General features: G+C 72.5%; 18 protein-coding genes. 13 read left to right on the top strand and 5 right to left on the bottom strand.

All coding sequences use genetic code 11. The features are described 5' to 3' along the window. The first annotated feature begins 80 nt into the window (after positions 1-80). From ACIP64_RS35785 to ACIP64_RS35775, 3 genes are all read left to right on the top strand, one after another. Positions 81-890: a glycerophosphodiester phosphodiesterase gene (locus ACIP64_RS35785; protein WP_360904286.1), complete on the top strand. Its 810-nt coding sequence runs from the start codon at positions 81-83 to the stop codon at positions 888-890. A 182-nt stretch (positions 891-1,072) separates the two neighbouring features. Beyond that, positions 1,073-1,597 (top strand): ATP-binding protein, encoded by a 525-nt coding sequence (locus ACIP64_RS35780; RefSeq protein WP_401595385.1) that lies wholly within the window; start codon positions 1,073-1,075, stop codon positions 1,595-1,597. 134 nt (positions 1,598-1,731) lie between these two features. Continuing rightward, entirely contained in the window at positions 1,732-2,706 is a 975-nt protein-coding gene (locus ACIP64_RS35775) for a DUF5926 family protein (RefSeq protein WP_401595382.1), read from the top strand. Positions 2,707-2,888: 182 nt separating this feature from the next. On the opposite strand, the gene ACIP64_RS35770 is transcribed toward ACIP64_RS35775, so the two are convergent. Both ACIP64_RS35770 and ACIP64_RS35765 read right to left on the bottom strand, forming a co-directional pair. Then, entirely contained in the window at positions 2,889-3,416 is a 528-nt protein-coding gene (locus tag ACIP64_RS35770; RefSeq protein WP_401595379.1) for a hypothetical protein, read from the bottom strand. 102 nt (positions 3,417-3,518) lie between these two features. Then, positions 3,519-4,163, bottom strand: a complete 645-nt coding sequence (locus ACIP64_RS35765) for a bifunctional DNA primase/polymerase (protein WP_401595376.1) — start codon at positions 4,161-4,163, stop codon at positions 3,519-3,521. 589 nt (positions 4,164-4,752) lie between these two features. On the opposite strand from ACIP64_RS35765, the gene ACIP64_RS35760 reads away from it, so the two are divergent. Together ACIP64_RS35760 and ACIP64_RS35755 are read left to right on the top strand one after the other, a co-directional pair. Then, positions 4,753-6,126 (top strand): PP2C family protein-serine/threonine phosphatase, encoded by a 1,374-nt coding sequence (locus ACIP64_RS35760; protein WP_401595373.1) that lies wholly within the window; start codon positions 4,753-4,755, stop codon positions 6,124-6,126. A gap of 40 nt (positions 6,127-6,166) precedes the next feature. Next, positions 6,167-7,624, top strand: a complete 1,458-nt coding sequence (locus ACIP64_RS35755; protein WP_401595371.1) for an aminopeptidase P family protein — start codon at positions 6,167-6,169, stop codon at positions 7,622-7,624. Positions 7,625-7,738: 114 nt separating this feature from the next. On the opposite strand, the gene ACIP64_RS35750 is transcribed toward ACIP64_RS35755, so the two are convergent. Beyond that, complete coding sequence (locus tag ACIP64_RS35750; RefSeq protein WP_319663428.1) at positions 7,739-8,185, bottom strand: ATP-binding protein; 447 nt, start codon at positions 8,183-8,185, stop codon at positions 7,739-7,741. A 212-nt stretch (positions 8,186-8,397) separates the two neighbouring features. Between ACIP64_RS35750 and ACIP64_RS35745 the strand changes: the two genes are divergently transcribed. The 8 genes from ACIP64_RS35745 to ACIP64_RS35710 all read left to right on the top strand — a co-directional run bounded on the left by ACIP64_RS35745 (position 8,398) and on the right by ACIP64_RS35710 (position 17,041). Continuing rightward, positions 8,398-9,138 carry a hypothetical protein gene (locus ACIP64_RS35745; protein WP_401595368.1) on the top strand — a complete coding sequence of 247 codons (741 nt, stop codon included), beginning with the start codon at positions 8,398-8,400 and terminating at the stop codon, positions 9,136-9,138. Between the two features lie 96 nt (positions 9,139-9,234). Next, on the top strand, positions 9,235-10,029 hold the full coding sequence (locus ACIP64_RS35740; protein ID WP_401595365.1) for a YcnI family protein: 795 nt from the start codon (positions 9,235-9,237) through the stop codon (positions 10,027-10,029). A gap of 71 nt (positions 10,030-10,100) precedes the next feature. After that, entirely contained in the window at positions 10,101-10,763 is a 663-nt protein-coding gene (locus tag ACIP64_RS35735; protein WP_401595362.1) for an SCO family protein, read from the top strand. Positions 10,764-10,774: 11 nt separating this feature from the next. After that, complete coding sequence (locus tag ACIP64_RS35730; RefSeq protein WP_401595359.1) at positions 10,775-11,215, top strand: copper chaperone PCu(A)C; 441 nt, start codon at positions 10,775-10,777, stop codon at positions 11,213-11,215. Positions 11,216-11,234: 19 nt separating this feature from the next. Beyond that, the gene (locus ACIP64_RS35725; protein WP_401595433.1) at positions 11,235-13,133 is read left to right on the top strand and encodes a copper resistance CopC/CopD family protein; all 1,899 of its coding nucleotides are present in this window, start codon (positions 11,235-11,237) and stop codon (positions 13,131-13,133) included. Beyond that, the gene (gene efeB, locus ACIP64_RS35720) at positions 13,130-14,368 is read left to right on the top strand and encodes an iron uptake transporter deferrochelatase/peroxidase subunit (RefSeq protein WP_401595356.1); all 1,239 of its coding nucleotides are present in this window, start codon (positions 13,130-13,132) and stop codon (positions 14,366-14,368) included. The genes ACIP64_RS35725 and efeB overlap by 4 nt, the downstream gene beginning before the upstream one ends. 586 nt (positions 14,369-14,954) lie before the next feature. Continuing rightward, positions 14,955-16,232: a serine--tRNA ligase gene (serS, locus tag ACIP64_RS35715; RefSeq protein WP_401595354.1), complete on the top strand. Its 1,278-nt coding sequence runs from the start codon at positions 14,955-14,957 to the stop codon at positions 16,230-16,232. Beyond that, complete coding sequence (locus ACIP64_RS35710) at positions 16,229-17,041, top strand: HAD family hydrolase (RefSeq protein WP_401595351.1); 813 nt, start codon at positions 16,229-16,231, stop codon at positions 17,039-17,041. Before serS ends, ACIP64_RS35710 begins: the two co-directional genes overlap by 4 nt. On the opposite strand, the gene ACIP64_RS35705 is transcribed toward ACIP64_RS35710, so the two are convergent. Both ACIP64_RS35705 and ACIP64_RS35700 read right to left on the bottom strand, forming a co-directional pair. Continuing rightward, entirely contained in the window at positions 16,977-17,699 is a 723-nt protein-coding gene (locus tag ACIP64_RS35705) for a rhomboid-like protein (protein WP_401595349.1), read from the bottom strand. The genes ACIP64_RS35710 and ACIP64_RS35705 overlap by 65 nt on opposite strands. Before the next feature lie 43 nt (positions 17,700-17,742). Beyond that, positions 17,743-18,351: a YceI family protein gene (locus ACIP64_RS35700; protein WP_360904338.1), complete on the bottom strand. Its 609-nt coding sequence runs from the start codon at positions 18,349-18,351 to the stop codon at positions 17,743-17,745. Positions 18,352-18,446 lie beyond the last annotated feature (95 nt).

Below are 18,446 nucleotides of genomic sequence, written 5' to 3'. Positions count from 1 at the left end.
TTGCCCACCGGTTGTCAGACCACCGTAAACAGTCGCGAGCGGCGTCCGTGGTACGACCGGGCGGATGGCACGATAGCCCGGTGACCCAAGACCGCGCGATCCAGGTCGTCGCCCACCGCGGTGCCTCCGAGGACGTCCCGGAGCACACACTCGCCGCGTACCGGAAGGCGATCGAGGACGGCGCGGACGCCCTGGAGTGCGATGTGCGTCTCACCGCCGACGGCGTGCTGGTCTGCGTCCACGACCGCCGGGTGAACCGCACCTCCAATGGCCGGGGCGCCGTTTCGGCCATGGAGCTCGCCGATCTGCGGGCGCTGGACTTCGGGTCGTGGAAGGGGCAGCACACCGACGCCGAGGTGCCGGACCGCTTCGACGCCGACCAGGACGAGGCGAGCCGGGTGCTGACCCTGGAGCGGCTGCTGGAGCTGATCGCGGACACCGGCCGGCGGATCGAGCTCGCGGTGGAGACCAAGCACCCGACCCGCTGGGCGGGCCAGGTCGAGGACCGGCTGCTGCACCTGCTGGACCGTTTCGGCATGCTGCGCCCGCCGGCGGACGAGCCGCCGCGCGTGCGGGTGATGAGCTTCTCCTCGCGTTCGCTGCGCCGGGTCCGGCTGGCCGCGCCCGAGCTGCCGACCGTCTTCCTCATGCAGTACGTACTGCCCCGGCACCGCGACGGCCGGCTGCCGGCGGGGGTGGGGATCGCCGGGCCGAGCATCCGCATCCTGCGGTCGCATCCGGGATACGTGGAGCGGCTGCACCGGGCCGGGCACCGCGTGCACGTGTGGACGGTCAACGAGCCGGAGGACGTCGAACTGTGCGCGCGGCTCGGCGTCGAGGCCGTCATCACCAATCGCCCCAAGCAGGTGCTGGCCCAACTCGGCCGCTAGGCAAGGGCGGTGGAGCGCACCGCTCCGTTCGGGTCCTCACGGGTTCCGGAACTCGGCGCGCACCGGCGCGTTCGGTGCCCGTTCGATCGCTGTCTGTGCACCAAGAGATCGCTGTTGGCCGGTTTCCGGCGTGAAACGAGAGGGCATCCATCCGGTGGCGTGGGGTGAAGGAGGTCTCGGGGGTGGCGTTGGTGGTGGCCCAGGAGGTGCCGACGTCCTCGACCATGGCCCTGCCGCATGGTCCGACGGGTGTCGCTGAGGCGCGGCGCAGGCTGCGCAAGGAACTGTGTGCGTACGAGGTTCCGGAGCCGGTCGTCGACGACGCGGTGCTGATCCTCTCGGAGTTGCTCAGCAACTCCTGCCGGCACGCCCGTCCGCTGGGCGAGGACGAGTCCTCGGCGGCCGGCGGCAGCGGTATCCGCGCCGCGTGGCGCATCGACGAGGACGGGCTGCTGACGGTCGAGGTGACCGACGGCGGCGGTCCGACCCGCCCGCTTCCGGCCAGTCCCTCGCTCACCGCGCGCGGCGGCCGGGGACTGGGCATCGTCCGCAGTCTGTCGCTGCGCTGGGGGGTGCGGGACGCGCCCGGCGAGGTCACGGTCTGGGCGATGCTCGCGGTGCGCAGCCGGCACGCGCGGCGCGACGGCCTGGCGCCGCAGATCGACATCCCGGTCGGATTCGCGGACGCCTTCGAGGACCTTCCCTGACGACGGCCCGACCCCGCCGCGGCCTCCGGCCGCACGGCACCGGGCCCCGCCCCGGTCGCGACCTCCGCTGACGGAAGGGCACGTGGCGCTAGGCTCACGGCCGGAACACCGCCGTTACCGGGAGAGATCGAGCCATGGCGAACAAGCGCCCGACGAAGACGAAGGCCCCCGCCCGCCCCGCGCAGCTCGCCGACGGGGAGATCCCCGTCGTCGGTGCCCGGGAGCCCTGCCCCTGCGGTTCCGGGCGGCGCTACAAGGCCTGCCACGGACGGGAGGCGTCGCACGCGGTGGCGGAGCTGGTGCGGCGGCCGTTCGAGGGGCTGCCGGGCGAGTGCGACTGGGTGGCGCTGCGCGAGCTGGTGCCCGCGGCGACGGCGGAGCTGAAGCTGAAGGACGGGCTGCCCGAGGGCGTGCCCATGGTGACGCTGGCGACCGTACTGCCCATGGCCTGGCCCGGGTTGCGCCGGGACACCGGCCAGGTGCTGCTGGGCCTGCAGAACGAGACGGCCTCCGGGGACATCAGCCGCGACCTCGCGGAGACGCTGCTGCGCGCGCTGACGGCGGAGCCGGGCCACCCGGTGGACGGGATCCGGCCGGCGCCGTCCGGTCCGCGGCTTCAGGACGTGCTGGACCTGGACGCGCCGTTCGAGCCGGTGGTGCACACCGGGTTCGAGTTCTGGCTGGAGAACGCGGACGCCGCCACCGGCGAGGTCGCCGCCTCGCTGGAGCGGGCGAACGCGGCCGTGATCCCGACCGTGCGGCTGACCGGCGTGGACGCCGCGTACTGGTGCCAGACCCCGGAGAAGAACCACCTTCGCTGGGTCATGCCGCACCCGGAGGAGCGGCTGCTGGACGCGCTCGCGCGGCTGCACGCGGCCGGTGTCTCGTCGCTGGGCGAGGGCACGCGGCTGGTCGGCTCGTTCCGGGCGCACGGTCTGGTCGTCCCGGTGTGGGACCTGCCGGTGGGCGTGTCCGCGGAGGAAGTGGAGAAGCCGGCGGCGGCTTTCGGCGAGCGGCTGGCCGAGGTGCTGGAGCTGGACACCCCGCTGTCCGCGGACGAGCGCCGGGCGCGCAGCGGCCTCACGAACCGGCAGATCACGCTGAGTTGACACTCAGTGACAGCAGTGTGACAGTGTGAAGATCGTCGTGGTGATCCTGGTCACAGCCACCCCGTTCAGGGGTGAAACAGGGGCCGGAACCCGCGCACCCGGATTTGCGTTCGGGCGAAGTCTTGTTACCGTTTGAACAGTCCGGTCGCTGGTGCATCCCCCGTCGCCAGCGACCGGACGTTTCATTGTGCGGACCCGCTGCGCAGCAGCGGACGTTCCGCGTTCTCCACGGCGATCTCCGCCACCGCCATGTACGGCTCCGCGCCCTCCGGCACCGGCACCGTCCGCTCCCGCGGCGTCTCGCAACTCCCGCTGCCCAGCGCCGCGTCGATGGCACAGCGTGCCTGCACGGAACGGCCGTCGGGGAGCAGCAGGGTCAGCACGCCGTCCAGCCGCTTGCCCGTGGTGTTGTCCCAGTACGTGCGCGCCCATGTGTCGCCCTCGGCGACGACGGTGCAGGTCTGCGCCCGCAGCCCCTGCGGGGACACCGACTTCGGACCGCAGGATGCGGTCTGGCGTTCGGTTTCGGCCGACTTGGAGAGCCCGCCCAGCAGTTCGGAACCGCTGGACAGCAACCCGCCCTCGGTATCGGCGGACACCGGTTCGACAGGGACGAAGGAGCCCGTGCCGGCGGCGGCCGGGACGACCAGTGCGGCCGCCGCGACGACACAGACGAGGGCCAGCATCCGAAGGTTCGACGCGCGCATCATGCGCCGAACATAGCGGGAGAAAAGGGCGCTATACCCCGGGCCACGGGCAGTTGGCCGCCCCGTGGCCCGGCTCCTACCCGAAAGAGTGATCGCGCAGGGGTCTCAGTACGAGAGCCGGCTGCCGTCCGGTGCCGTGCGTCCCGCCTGCACCAGCGTGTCGACAATCACCCGCACCTGCGGCAGCCACGGCGCCCGCTGCCCCGGGTCCACGACCGGCCGCCGCTCCCAGCGCGCCCCGCCGGCCGCGACGGGCGACGGCGGCAGCACCGTGTAGCCGCCCTGGCCGTGGAAGCGCAGCGAGGTCGGCACCCACTCGTGCCGGTCGAGCAACTCCCCCAGTTCCTCCAGGGAGTACGGCTCCACCAGGACCACGACGCGGGTCGGGGTGGCCACCACCGGACCGGTGCGCACCCCCCGCTTGGCGAGCACGCCGAGCGCCCGCGCCCCCGCGACGGCCGGCAGGCTGACCGCGGAGACGGACCCGCCGGTGGCGAGGACGACAGGCTGACCGGGGTGGTTCGACCACCACCAGCGCACCATCCGCGGGTCGCGGGTGGCCGCCAGGAGTCCGGGGTCGTGCGGATGGGCGCCGGGCACCGGGCAGTCGGGGCGCAGGCAGGCGCAGCCGCCCCGCCCGTCCGTCCCGGCTCCGGGCACCACGGGCCATTGCCACTGCTCGGCGCAGGTGAGCGCCGCGCGCAGCAGCTCCGGACTGCTCTTGCGTCGCTTTCCGAGGATCTCACGCATCCGCGCTCGTTCCTTTCCGTTGGCGCTCAGGGATCTGCCCATGACACAACGTAATCTGGAACACACCGCTTACGAGGCAGCGCATCACGTCTCGAGCCGAGCGTGGAACGTGGCGGGGGGTGGCGCACACATGGCGCTTGTTCGTCCAGGGTGTGCTGCGTACTGCGATTCCGTGGTTTCGGTGGTGCTCCGCGTGCGGTCCCGCTGGCTGTGCAACACCCCGCCGTGGGGGGAGGGTCGGCCGTCGCCGTCTAAGACGCTCGGGCCGGGCGCCGGGTTCCTGAGGCCGCCAACTCCCATCCCGTACGTACCCACTGCTGTGGATATGACGCACTGTCGAACCCCTCCAGTCGACAACTAATTGTGGCACGGGGCGCCCTTTTCCAGCCATAGTCGTGCAACCCTTACGGCGCATCGACACCACCGCACCTACCTGGGCAATCCTGGACACGCCCCTGAGGAGGCGGTAGAAGGTAATGCATTGATAGCGGCGCAGAACGACTTGGGGGTTTGCGATGCTATTGACACAAATGCGCTGCTCTGCGGAGCCGCCGCCGTATCGCGTCAAAGGTCGCGAAAGCCGGCGACCATGAGTGCGGCGGGCCTTCCGAAAGTGGCCGGAATCAACCCACCCATTCCGACATCCGCGCACACTGCCGCGCCCGCGGTCGAACAGCAATCCCACCCGGACCAGCTGCCCGAGCAGGCCGGGACGGACGAACCGGCCGGTCAACCCGGCTCGCCGCAGGACGGCTTGGCGTCGTGGGCCGAGGACCTGACGACGCTGCACGAGCTGTCCGAACGCCTCGCCCGCACCTCCTGCGTCGAGGACGCGCTGCGCGAAGTGCTGCACGCGGGCGGCACCTTGACCGGCGCCCGGCGCGGGCTGGCCGCCGTGGGCCCGGCCACCGTCACCGGGCTCGGGCTCTGCCCCGCGGAGCTTGGCGCGCTGGAGACCGTCCCGCTGCCCGCCTCCCCCGGGACCGTGCCGGCCGAGGAGATCCACCCCGACCTCTGCCACGAGCCGGGCCTGGACCCGCGCCACCGCGAGGTCGCCGTACGGCTCGGCCTCGGCGCCAGCTACGCGGTGCGGCTGGCCACGGACAGCGCCGGGCGGCTCGGGTCGGCGGTGTGGTTCTACGACGAGCCCGCCGAACCGGGCGAGCGGCTGCGCCGCCTCATCGGCCTGTACTGCCGCCACGCCACCGAGCACCTGGCCCGGCTGGTCGAGCTGGACCACCTGAGGGCCACCACGGCCGCCCTGCGCGCGCAACTGCTGCCCACCCGCCTGCCCCGGATCCCCGGGGTCCGGCTGGCCGTCACCCACGTCGCGGCGCCCCATGGCGGGGGCGACTGGTACGACGCGATGGCACTGCCGGAGGGCGCCCTCGGGCTGTCCGTCGGCGGGGTCACCGGCTCCGGCACAGGCACGGTGGGCGCGATGGGACGGCTGCGGGCGGCCCTGCGGGCGTACGCGGTGATGGAGGGCGAGGACCCGGTCGCGGTGCTGTCCGACCTGGAGCTGCTGCTGCGGCTGACCGAGCCCGCGCGCTCGGCGACCGCGCTGTACGCCTACGTCGACCCCGCCGCCCGCCGGATCGCGCTGGCCGGGGCCGGGCACTGCCCGCCGCTGGTCGTCGGCGAGCGCCGGGTGGAGTTCGTGGAGACCTCGCTGTCGGCGCCGCTGGGCATGCTCAGCTGCTGGGAGGCGCCCGGCGCCGAGCTGCGGGCACTGCCCGGCGAGACGCTGCTGCTCTACACCGACGGGCTGCTGCACCGCACCGGCGACGCCACCGACCGGGCCGTCGCACGGCTGCACGCCGCGGCCTCGGGCGCCCCGCGCGCCGTACGGGAGGACCCGGCCCTGCTGGCCGACCACGTCCTGCGCACACTGCTGCCCGACGGCCGCGGTGCCGAGGACAGCAGCGAGGACCTCGTCCTGCTGGCCGCCCGCTTCGACTGACCCACTTACGATGGGTGGGTCTACAGCGAGGAGGCATGACGTGGCCGAGGACCGCGCTCCGGAGAACCCGGAAGGCGACGAGCCCATCAAGCAGCGGAAGAACGGCCTGTACCCGGCCGTCTCCGACGAGCTCACCCAGGTGATGAAGTCGGGCTGGGCCGACACGGAACTGCGTGACCTGCAGCCCATGGAGCAGGCCGCGTACGCCGCCAAGCGGCGGGCCGCCCTGTCCGCCCGCTTCCCGGGCGAGCGGCTGGTCGTCCCCGCCGGCAACCTGCGGACCCGCGCGAACGACACGGAGTACCCCTTCCGTGCCGGCACCGAGTACGTGCACCTGACCGGCGACCAGACGCAGGACGCCGTCCTGGTCATGGAGCCCAACGGTGACGCAGGTCACGATGCGACCGCCTACCTGCTGCCCCGGTCCTCCCGGGAGAACGGCGAGTTCTGGCTCGACGGCCAGGGCGAGCTGTGGACCGGCCGCCGGCACAGCCTGGCGGAGGCCCAGGTGCTGCTCGGGGTGCCGTGCGCCGACGTGCGCAAGGCCGCCGACGCGCTGCGCGAGGCGACCGGCCCGGTGCGGGTCGTGCGCGGCTACGACGCCGGCATCGAGGCCGCGCTGACCGACAAGGTCACCGCGGAGCGCGATGCCGAGCTGAAGGAGTTCCTGTCCGAGCTGCGGCTGGTCAAGGACGAGTGGGAGATCGGCGAGCTGCAGAAGGCCTGCGACTCCACCGCCCGCGGCTTCGAGGACGTCGTCCGCGTCCTGGACAAGGCCGAGGCGACGTCCGAGCGCTACATCGAGGGAACGTTCTTCCTGCGCGCCCGCGTCGAGGGCAACGACATCGGCTACGGCTCCATCTGCGCCGCCGGCCCGCACGCCTGCACGCTGCACTGGGTCCGCAACGACGGCCCGGTGCGCTCGGGCGACCTGCTGCTGCTGGACGCCGGTGTGGAGACGCACTCCCTCTACACCGCCGACGTCACCCGCACGCTGCCGGTGAACGGCACGTACAGCGACATCCAGCGCAAGGTCTACGACGCCGTGTACGACGCCCAGGAGGCCGGCATCGCAGCCGTCCGCCCCGGCGCCGCGTACCGTGACTTCCACGACGCCGCGCAGCGCGTGCTGACGGAGAGGCTCGTCGAGTGGGGCCTGGTCGAGGGTCCCGTCGACCGCGTCCTGGAGCTCGGCCTCCAGCGCCGCTGGACCCTGCACGGCACCGGTCACATGCTCGGCCTCGACGTGCACGACTGCGCTTCGGCCCGCACCGAGACCTATGTCGACGGCACGCTGGAGCCCGGTGTGGTCCTCACCGTCGAGCCCGGTCTGTACTTCCAGGCCGACGACCTGACGGTCCCGGAGGAGTACCGGGGGATCGGCGTGCGCATCGAGGACGACATCCTCGTCACCGCCGACGGCAACCGGAACCTCAGCGCGGGCCTGCCGCGCAGCTCCGACGAGGTCGAGCGCTGGATGGCCGGCCTGCGCGGCTGAGCCACGGCACGCGGACGGTGCCCCCGTTCCGTCCCGACGGGACGGGGGGCCGCCCGCACCGGCGCAAGGACCGCCCGCGGACGGGCGGTTGACGCCGTACCGGGACGGACCGGCTCAGGACACCCTGAGCAGGGCGTCGTCCCGCCACTTGAGGATCTTGTCGAAACTGACCACCGCCCCGTGACCGGGCCGGTTGTGGAAGTGGACATGGTCCACCAGCGCCTCGATCAGGAACAGCCCGCGGCCGTGCTCGGCGTGCTGGTCCTTCTTCGACAGCGGTCGTACGGCATGGTGCGTGCGGCGCAGGTCCGGGGCGAAGCCCGGTCCGGAGTCCGCCACCTCGATGCGGCAGCGGTCGCCCTCGATACGGGCCGTCACCCGGTACTCGCCGTGACTCGCGTGCTCAACAGCGTTGGCACAGGCCTCGCTGAGGGCCACGGACAAGTCGTACGAGATGTCGGGGTCCACCCCGGCGGTCTCCATCGTCCCCAGCAGGAGCCGACGGGCGAGCGGAACGCTCGCAGCCTCGCGCCGCAAATGGAGGGACCACCAGATGCTCATGCTCAGCCTCCTGGCTGCGGCTCGACATACCGATACGTATTGCCCCGAAACACGGTCGGTAAGCGTGGTGTTGACGTGATGACGCCCATACGGCCGATGCCCGGCCCCGGCACACGGGTGTACGCGGGCGGCCGGAGCTCATAGCACACCCCGCCGAGATGCGAGACCCCCTGCATACGAACGGGGGGTACGGTGAGATGATGACGCCCGTCATGGCCTCTCCTGTGCGCGTCGGCGCCGATCTGCGACTGCTGCGGGCCGCGGTGTTCACCGCGGTCTGCGTCACGCTGTCCGCGGTCGCGCACTCCCTCGCCTCGGGCCATGCGGTGCCCGGCTGGTCGCTGGCGGCCGGCTGGGTGGCGGTCTTCGCCGTGGCGGCGCCGCTCGCGGGACGGGAGCGCTCGCTCCCGGGGATCTCCGCGGGCCTGGCCGGCGGACAGCTCTCCCTGCACGTGCTGTTCAACGCGGGCGGGGTGTGCGCCCCGGGCGGCGCCCCCCGGACCGGCGGGATCCTGGAGATCGCCGGTCGGCTGATCTGCGGCCAGCGGGCCCAGCCGCTCTCCGGTATGGGCGGCATGAGCCACATGAGCGGTATGGCCGGCATGGGCGGCATGACGCACGCTCACACCGAGAGCACGATGCTCGCCTACAGCCAGCCGATGCTGCTCGGCCACCTGCTCGCCGCGCTCGCCGCGGGCTGGCTGCTGCGCCGCGGCGAGGCCGCGCTGTGGCGGATGATCGCCCTCGGCGCACGGGGTCTCGCCGAACTCACCGGCGCCGCCCTGCGGCACGCCGTCGCGCTGGTGCGCGCCCTGGTCGCCGGGGCGCCCGACGCGCCGTCCGCCGCGGCCGGCCCGCGCCGCCGCGTCGCCGACTCCGTGCCGCCGCACACCGTTCTGCTCCGGCACAGCCTCGCCCGTCGCGGACCTCCGGCGTACGCCCTCGCGGTCTGAACGCGACCCGCTCCACGGACGTAGGGAGACGGAGTCGCGTGCCGCACGCGTGCCATCCGTCACCCTCACACCTTCACCCGTGGAGTGTCTGCACCCATGAACGCCCTGAACTCCAAGAGCACCGCCGTGCGTCGCGCCGTCGCCGTCGCCGGACTCAGTGGAGCGGCCGTCCTCGCCGCCGCCGTGCCCGCCTTCGCGCACGTCTCCGTCCAGCCGAACTCCGCCGTCAAGGGCGGCTACAGCACGGTGTCCTTCAAGGTCCCCAACGAGGAGGACAAGGCGTCGACCATCAAGGTCGAGGTCAACCTGCCGGCCGACCACCCGATCGCGTCGGTCTCCCTCCAGCCCGTCCCCGGCTGGACGGCACAGGTCGTCAAGAGCAAGCTCGCCAAGCCGATCACGAGCGACGACGGCAGCATCACCGAGGCCGTCACCAAGATCACCTGGACCGGCGGGAAGATCGCCCCGGGTGAGTTCCAGCAGTTCCCGGTCTCGCTCGGCCCGCTTCCGGACGACGCCGACCAGCTGGTCTTCAAGGCGATCCAGACGTACGACAACAAGGACGTCGTCCGCTGGATCGAGGAGCAGCAGGAGGGCCAGGAGGAGCCGGAGCACCCGGCGCCCGTGCTGACGCTGTCGGACGACTCCGAGGGCGCGTCGGACGGCCACGGCCACGGCGCCGCCGCGTCCGCCTCTCCCGCCGCCGACACCAAGGCCGGTGGCGGCGAAGGCAAGGGCACTGCCGGCGAGCAGGCCGCGTCGGCCGGCACGAGCGACACCACGGCCCGTGTGCTGGGTGTCGTCGGCATCGTCGTCGGTGTGCTGGGCGTCGGCTTCGGCGTGCTCGCCGGGCGCCGCCGCGGCGCCGGTGGCGGCACCCCCGCCGTCTGACGCAGTATCGCCGGGTGACCGCCGTGCGCGGCGGCCACCCGGCGTCGTACCGAACTTCCTGGGGAACCCTGATGCGTACCACCACCCGGGCGATCGCCGCCGCGGCCGCCGTCGCCGCGCTCGCCCTCACCCTGGCCGCCTGCGGCGGCTCGGACGGCCCGTCGGACGCCGCCGACGCCCCCCTGGTGTCCACCGACGCCACACAGAAGGCCGCGACCGTCCTGGACACGCCCTTCGACAAGCCGGACATGGTCCTCACGGACACGCACGGCAAGAAGTACGACCTGGTCGAGAAGACCGCGGGCAGGCCCACGCTGCTCTTCTTCGGCTACACCCACTGCCCCGACGTCTGCCCGACGACGATGAGCGACATCGCCATCGCCAAGTCCAAGCTGCCCAAGGCCGAACAGGCCGCGCTCACCGTGGTCTTCGTCAGCACCGACCCCGAGCGCGACACCCCGTCGCGGCTGGGTGCCTGGCTGAACGCCATGGACCCGTCCTTCGTCGGCCTGACCGGCGACTTCGCCACGATCCAGGCGGGCGCCCGCTCGCTCGGCATCGCGGTGGAGAAGCCCGTCAAGGAGAAGGACGGCAGCATCACCGTGACGCACGGCGCCGAGGTCGTGGCGTACTCGCCGAAGGACGACAAGGCGCACGCGCTCTACATGTCGGGCACCACCTCGCAGCAGTTCGCCGCCGACCTGCCGAAGATCATCCAGGGCCGGACCCCGTGAGGCGCCCGGTGATGCCGGCGGCCGCGGTCGCGGCCCTGCTGGCCCTGGCGCTCGGCGCCGCGGCCTGCGGCTCCGCACCGGACGGGCCCGAACTCGAGGTCAGCGGCGCCTACATACCGCAGCCCGCGCTCGGGGACATGGCGGCCGGCTACTTCACCGTGACCAACAGCGGTGATCAGGACGCCCGGCTGACCTCGGTCACCAGCGACCTGGCCGGCGAGGTGACGCTGCACTCCACCGCGGGCAACGCCATGCGCCGGGTCGACGCGTTCACCGTCCCGGCCGGCGGACGGCTGACCCTCGGGCTCGGCGGGAACCACCTGATGCTGGAGAAGCTCACGCACAAGCCCGTGGCCGGTGAGGAGGTGTCCGTGGAACTGCACTTCGACGACGCCGACGCCATCGACGTACGGGTCCCGGTCAAGCCGGCGGGCTATCGCCCGGGGGACTGAGGAGGGCGCCATGAAGGACATGAAAGAGCTGGCACGGGCCGGGCTGCGACTGCTGGCCGTCCCGCTGACCGTGCTCGGCCTGCTGCTCGGCGGCGCCGCGCCCGCCTCCGCGCACGCAGCGCTGGTGAGGACCGACCCGGCGGAGGGCTCGGTGGTCAAGATCGCGCCGCAGCAGGTGCGGCTGACCTTCTCCGAGGGTGTGCTGCTGGCCTCCGACGCCGTCCGCGTCCTCGGGCCGGACGGCCGCAGGGCCGACACCGGCGCCGCGAGCAACGGCGGCGAGGGCAGCAACACGGCGGTCGTCGCGCTGCGGCCGGGGCTGGGCAACGGCACGTACACCGTGGCCTGGAAGGCGGTCTCCGCCGACAGCCACCCGGTGGCGGGGGCCTTCGTCTTCTCCATCGGCGCGCCCTCGAAGACCACGGTCAGCCTGCCCGCGCAGGAGGCGGGCGGCGGTGCGGTCGGGGCGCTGTACGACGCCGGACGCTACGCCGCCTATCTCGGGTTCGCCCTGATGGTCGGCTCCGCCTTCTTCCTGGGCGTGTGCTGGCCCGGCGGCGCGCAGCTCCGGCCGCTGCGCCGGCTGGTCGCCGGCGGCTGGGCGGGCATGGTCGGCGCGACGATAGCGCTGCTGCTGCTGCGCGCCCCGTACGCGGGCGGCGGCTCCCTCGGCGACGTCCTCGACCTCGGCGCCGTGAGCGACGTCCTGGACACCCGGCCGGGCGCCGCGCTGCTGTCGCGGCTGCTGCTGCTCGCCGCGTCCGCGGTCTTCATCGCCGTGCTCTTCGGCAGCTACGCCAAGCGGGAGGACCCGGTCGAGCGCCAGGACCTCGCCTGGGGTCTGTCGATCGGCGGCGGGGTCGTGGCCGTGGGCCTCGCCGCGACATGGGCCATGGCCGAGCACGCCTCGGTCGGCATCCAGTCCTCGGTGGCCATGCCGGTCGACATCGTGCACCTGCTGGCCATGGCGGTCTGGCTGGGCGGCCTGGCCACGCTCCTCGTCGCGCTGTGGCGCGGGCTGCCGGTGGAGCGGTCGGCGGTACAACGGTTCTCGCGCATCGCCTTCTGGGCCGTGGCGGCCCTGGTCGCCACCGGCGTCTACCAGTCGTGGCGCCAGCTCGGCTCCTGGGACGCCCTGGTCTCCACCGGGTACGGGCAATTGCTGCTGGTCAAGATCGGCCTGGTCGTGCTGCTGCTGGAGCTGGCCTGGCTCTCCCGGCGCTGGACCGGGCGGCTCGCCGAGAAGGCGAAGGCCGTGCAGCCGGTACGGAGCGCGAAGGCCTCCAGGGCCGCGGCCGCCGTCGCCCAGCCGGTGGCCGCGGGGCGGGGCGGCGACCCCGCCGTCCGTACCGCGCAGCTGGCCCGGCAGGAGGCGGCGCTGGCCAAGGAGCGGGAGCGCAAGGCACGCGACGCCGACCCGGAACGTACGGGCCTGCGCAAGTCCGTGCTGGCCGAGGCCACGGTCGCGGTCGTGATCCTGGGCGTCACCACCCTGCTGACCGGGACGCAGCCGGGCCGGGCCGCCGAGGAGAGCAGCGCGGCGGCGGGGGCGACCGCCCCGGTGACCTCGGTCCCCGAACCGCTGGACGTGCGGATCCCGTTCGACACGGGCGGCCCGAACGGCAAGGGCGAGGCGGAGGTGACGCTCGACCCCGGCAGCACCGCCGAGAACGAGCTGCACCTGCTGATCACCGCCCCCGACGGCCAGGCCCGCGACGTCCCCGAGGTGAAGGTCTCCTTCACGCTCCCGGCCCAGAAGATCGGCCCGATCCCGGTCACCCTGGGCAAGGTCGACACCGGCCACTGGAGCGCGGAGAACGTCCAGATCCCGATCGCCGGGCAGTGGACGCTCGCGGTCACCGTACGGACCTCGGACATCGACCAGGTCACCCGCACCGAGACAGTGAAGATCAATTGACGAACGACCCGATCCGCCGGCCGATCTCGCGGCGCCGCCTGCTGGGCACCGCCGGCGCGGCCGGCGCCGCGGGGCTGGTCGTGGGCGGCGGCTCCGCCGTCGCGGCGAACGCGGCCCGCGACGAACCGGCGGCGCTCGCCTCGGTGGGCGCCGCACGCGTGCCCTTCCACGGCGTCCACCAGGCCGGCATCGTCACCGCGGCCCAGGCGCACGGCCACCTCGCCGCCTTCGACCTGACCGCGGACGCCGGGCGCGCGGGCGCCGCCGCGCTGCTGCGCCGCTGGTCGGCCGCGGCCGAGGCGATGACGGCGGGCCGGGCGCCCGCCGGCGACGACCAGATCGCCCTGGACGCCGGACCGGCTGCGCTGACCGTCACCTTCGGCTTCGGCCGCTCCTTCTTCGACCGGACGGGCCTGCGGTCGAAACAGCCCGAGGCGCTGGCCCCGCTGCCGCCGTTCTCCGCCGACGCGCTCGATCCGCGGCGCGGCGAGGGCGACCTGTGGATCCAGATCGGGGCGGACGACCCGCTGGTCGCCTTCCACGCGCTGCGCGTGCTGCAGAAGCAGGCCGCGGGAACGGCGGCACTGCGCTGGCAGATGACCGGCTTCAACCGCGCGCCCGGCGCCACCGTCGTCCCCCGCACGACGCGCAATCTGATGGGCCAGATCGACGGCACCAACAACCCCAAGCCGTCCGACCCCGACTTCGGGCAGCGGGTCTTCGTGCCCTCCTCCGGCGCGCCGGAGTGGATGGCCGGCGGCTCGTACGCGGTGGTCCGCCGGATCCGGATGCTGCTGGACTCCTGGGACCACCTCTCCGTGGAGCGGCAGGAACGGGTCATCGGGCGCCGCAAGTCCGACGGCGCCCCGCTGTCCGGGGGCGGCGAGGCCGCAAAGCCGGACCTGAACAGGATCGAGGCCGACGGCCGGACCTTCGCCATCGCCGCCGACGCCCACGTGCGGGTCGCCGCCCCGGAGTCCAACGGCGGCGCCGCGATGCTGCGGCGCGGCTTCTCCTACCACGACGGTTTCCGCGAGGACGGTGCCCCGGACGCCGGGCTGCTCTTCGTGGCCTGGCAGTCCGATCCGCTGACGGGCTTCGTCCCCGTGCAGCGCAAGCTCGACCGCGGCGACGGGCTCTCCCGCTTCCTGCGGCACGAGGCGAGCGGGCTGTTCGCGGTGCCGGGCGGCGCGGGCCCCGGTGAATACGTGGGGCAGCGGCTGCTGGAGGCGTAGGGCGCGCGGCCGCACCTCCCAGGGGCCCTCCGGTGAACAACCGGTGGGCCCTTCGGTTGTCCACCGCGTTATCCACAGGCCTTGGGAGCAACCTGGGGATAAGTCGACACGTCCGTGATGGCGAGTAGGGACCAGATCGACAAATCGGCACAGGGGCGCCATCACGGCACACAGGCCCCCGGGTCGGCATTCGTCAGCCCAATACCTTCGAACAACTCGATAGGGGGAAGAATTCTCACTCGAAAGGGAGTGTGAGTAGGGTTTGGCCGGGGAATCCATGGGCCCGCGACCGACCGTCGGAATGATCGACTCCACCATCCACAGTTCATCCACACCCGCTGTGGACAAGCCGGTGGAATACCCGGCCCCCTGTGGATAACCCGTCCCGCCGGACCTGCTCCAACTACCGTTGTCCACAGGGCACATGCCCTCGGGGGAGGGACGTGCGGAATTCGGTTGACGGACACTTCAACGTCATTTTCGGCTGCGGTGCATTTCCGGGGCCCCGTCTTTCAAATCGGACATAACGCTACATAAAGCACTTAACTTGTCGCGTTCGGGCCCGTCGCACCGGTAGCCTGTCCCCGTGATTGACCTTCGCCTGCTTCGTGAGGACCCCGACCGTGTGCGCGCCTCCCAGCGCGCCCGTGGAGAGGACGTCGGCATCGTCGACGCCCTGCTCTCCGCCGACGAGCGGCGCAGGTCGTCCAGTACCCGCTTCGACGAACTGCGCGCCGAGCAGAAGACGCTCGGCAAGCTGGTCCCCAAGGCGCAGGGGGACGAGCGGGCCGAGCTCCTCAAGCGGGCCGAGCAGCTGAAGGCCGCGGTCAGGACCGCCGACGGCGAGCAGCACGAGGCCGCCGAGGAGGCGCAGCGCCTGCTGCTCCAGCTGGGCAACATCGTCCACCCCGACGCCCCGATCGGCGGCGAGGAGGACTTCGTCGTCAAGGAGGTGCTCGGCACCCCGCGCGACTTCGCCGCCGAGGGCTTCGAACCCAAGGACCACATCGACCTCGGCGAACTGCTCGGCGCCATCGACGTCGACCGCGGCGCCAAAGTGTCCGGCTCGCGCTTCTACTACCTGACCGGCGTCGGCGCCCTGCTGGAACTGGCCCTGGTCAACGCGGCCATCGCCCAGGCGACCGCGGCCGGCTTCACCCCGATGCTGACCCCGACGCTGGTCAAGCCCGAGGCCATGGCCGGCACCGGCTACCTCGGCCAGGTCGAGGACGACGTGTACTACCTGGAGAAGGACGGCCTGTACCTGGTCGGCACCTCCGAGGTCCCGCTCGCCGCGTACCACATGGACGAGATCATCGACGCGGCCAAGCTGCCGCTGCGCTACGCCGGCTTCTCCCCCTGCTACCGGCGCGAGGCCGGCTCGTACGGCAAGGACACCCGCGGCATCATCCGGGTGCACCAGTTCGACAAGGTGGAGATGTTCGTCTTCACCCGCCCCGAGGACGCCGAGGCCGAGCACGAGCGCCTGCTGGAGTGGGAGAAGCAGTGGCTGACCTCGCTGGAGCTGCCGTTCCGGGTGATCGAGCTGGCCTCGGGCGACCTCGGCTCCTCCGCGGCGCGGAAGTTCGACTGCGAGGCGTGGATCCCGACCCAGGGCAAGTACCGCGAGCTGACCTCGACCTCGAACACCACCGAGTTCCAGGCCCGCCGGCTGTCCGTCCGGATGCGCGACGAGAACGGCACGCGCGCCCTGGCCACCCTCAACGGCACCCTGTGCGCCATCCCGCGCACGATCGTCGCCATCCTGGAGAACCACCAGCAGGCCGACGGCTCGATCCGGGTCCCCGAGGTGCTCCGCCCGTACCTGGGCGGCCGTGAGGTGCTGGAGCCGGTGGCCAAGTGACTCCCCCGCTCCCCTACGGCCTGGTCGCGACCGATCTCGACGGCACGCTGCTCGGCCCCGACCACACCGTCTCCGAGCGCTCGCGCCGGGCGCTGGCCGCGGCCGCCGCGGCGGGTGCCGCGCACGTCGTCGTCACCGGGCGCCCGGTCGCCCGCACCCGGCACGTGCTGGAGTCGCTGGGCTACGAGGGCCTCGCGGTGTGCATGCAGGGCGCGCAGGTGTACCACGCGGGCGAGCGGCGGCTGCTGACCTCGGTCACCCTGGACCGGCAGACGGCGCGGCAGGCGCTGGAGAAGATCGAGGCGGCGACCGGCCGGCTGGCCGTGGCCGCCGCCCTCGACGGCATGGACGGCGACATCGTCCTCGGTCCCGGCTACGAGCTCTTCGAGTCGGAGCTGCCGGTGGGCCAGGTCGACGTGCTGGACGAGCTGTGGACGGCGCCGATCAGCAAGCTGTACATCCAGCACCCGCAGCTGAGCGACGACGAACTCGCCGAGGCGGCCACCGCGGCCGCCGGCGGCCTGGTCGGGGTCGTGATGTCGGGCGCCGGCATCGTCGAACTGCTGCCGCTGGGGCTGTCCAAGGCCAGAGGCCTGTCGCTGGCCGCCCGTCGGCTGGGCCTGACCGCCCCGGACACCATCGCCTTCGGCGACATGCCCAACGACCTGCCGATGCTCGAATGGGCCGGGTACGGCGTCGCCATGGGCAACGCCCACGCGTCGCTGAAGTCCGTCGCCGACGAGGTCACGGCCTCCAACGCCGAGGACGGCATCGCGGTGGTTCTGGAGCGGCTCTTCCCGGCTGCGTGAGCCCGCGGCAGGCGAGTCCGATCAGCAGCGCGGTGACGTGCCCGAGGTCGGTGTACGTCCGTCCGGGTTGCAGCAGCGGGTAGACGAGGCCGCCCGCGACGGCCGCGAGGTACGCCCAGCGCCACGGGGGAGGCAGCAGGTACGTGAGCACGCCCGCCACCCCGGCGAGCCCGTAGCTCACCCCGATGTCGACGGTGTGCGCCAGCGACGGGGACAGCCGGTCGGCGTGGATGCCGAGGAAGACGGCCTGCTGGCTGATGAGGGTCGCGCCGACGTGGGCGACGGCGACGACGGCGAGCCAGCGGCGGGTGCCGAGCCGGCGCTCGGCGGGGGCGTGCACGATCTCGTAGAAGAGGAAGTACACCAGGAAGGCCGGCGGGGACTCGATCCACAGCGCGCTGACGATCAGTACGCGGACCGGGTGGCTGCCCAGCTCTTCCAGGTTGGTGCTGTTGTGGTGCAGCAGGAAACCGCGGAGGTGCGGCGGGACCGCCGCGAGGACGCCGCTGGTCACCGCCAGGACGAGCAGCCAGGTGTGGGTGCCGGGGGTGGCGCGCACCCAGGCGCGGGCCTGCGCGAACAGCAGGCGCGCCGTGTCGCCCGGAGCGACACGGCGTCGCCTGCCGCCGGCGTCGTGCGCCGGCTCGTTCGATGCCATCCCCACCATCTTGGGGCAGGGACGGCCGAGGCACTCAGCCGGTTCAGGCCGCCTTGATCGCCGAGACGTCGAAGGTGAGCTTGACCTTGTCGCTGATCAGGACGCCGCCGCCCTCGAGGGCCGCGTTGTAGGTCAGGCCCCAGTCGGCGCGGTTGACGGTGGTCGCACCCTCGAAGCCGACGCGCAGGTTGCCGTACGGGTCGGTGGCCGAGCCGTTGAAGGTGAAGTCGATGGAGACCGGCTTGGTGGTGTCCTTGATGGTGAGGTCACCGTGCATGCGGTAGGTCTCGGCGTCGACCTGCTCGGCGGAGCTGCTGCGGAAGGTGATCTCCGGGTGGGCGGCGGCGTCGAAGAAGTCGCCGGTGCGCAGGTGCTCGTCGCGCTGGGCCTGGTTGGTGTCGATGCTGACGACCTTGATCTTCAGCTCGGCGGAGGAGTTGGCCGGCTTGGTGCCGTCGAGCTTCAGCGAGCCCTCGTACTCCGTGAACTGGCCGCGCACGGTGGTCACCATGGCGTGGCGGACGGAGAACCCGATCTCGCTGTGGGTCGGGTCGATCGTGTACTCGCCGGTCAGGTTCGCCAGGTCGGCGGTGGCCACGGCGTTCGCGGTGCCCGTGGTCTCGGCGTCGGTCTTGCGGCTGAACAGGCCCATGATGGCTTACTCCTCGTCGGGGGTGGTTGGTTTATGTTTCAACCTCTTGCACCGTAGCGCCATTCCCTTGAATTCTCAAGGAGGAGTGTGACGGA

The sequence above is a fragment of the Streptomyces sp. NPDC088733 genome (assembly GCF_044751185.1).
Classification (GTDB): domain Bacteria; phylum Actinomycetota; class Actinomycetes; order Streptomycetales; family Streptomycetaceae; genus Actinacidiphila.
This window is presented reverse-complemented; position numbering and strand designations above follow the sequence as displayed.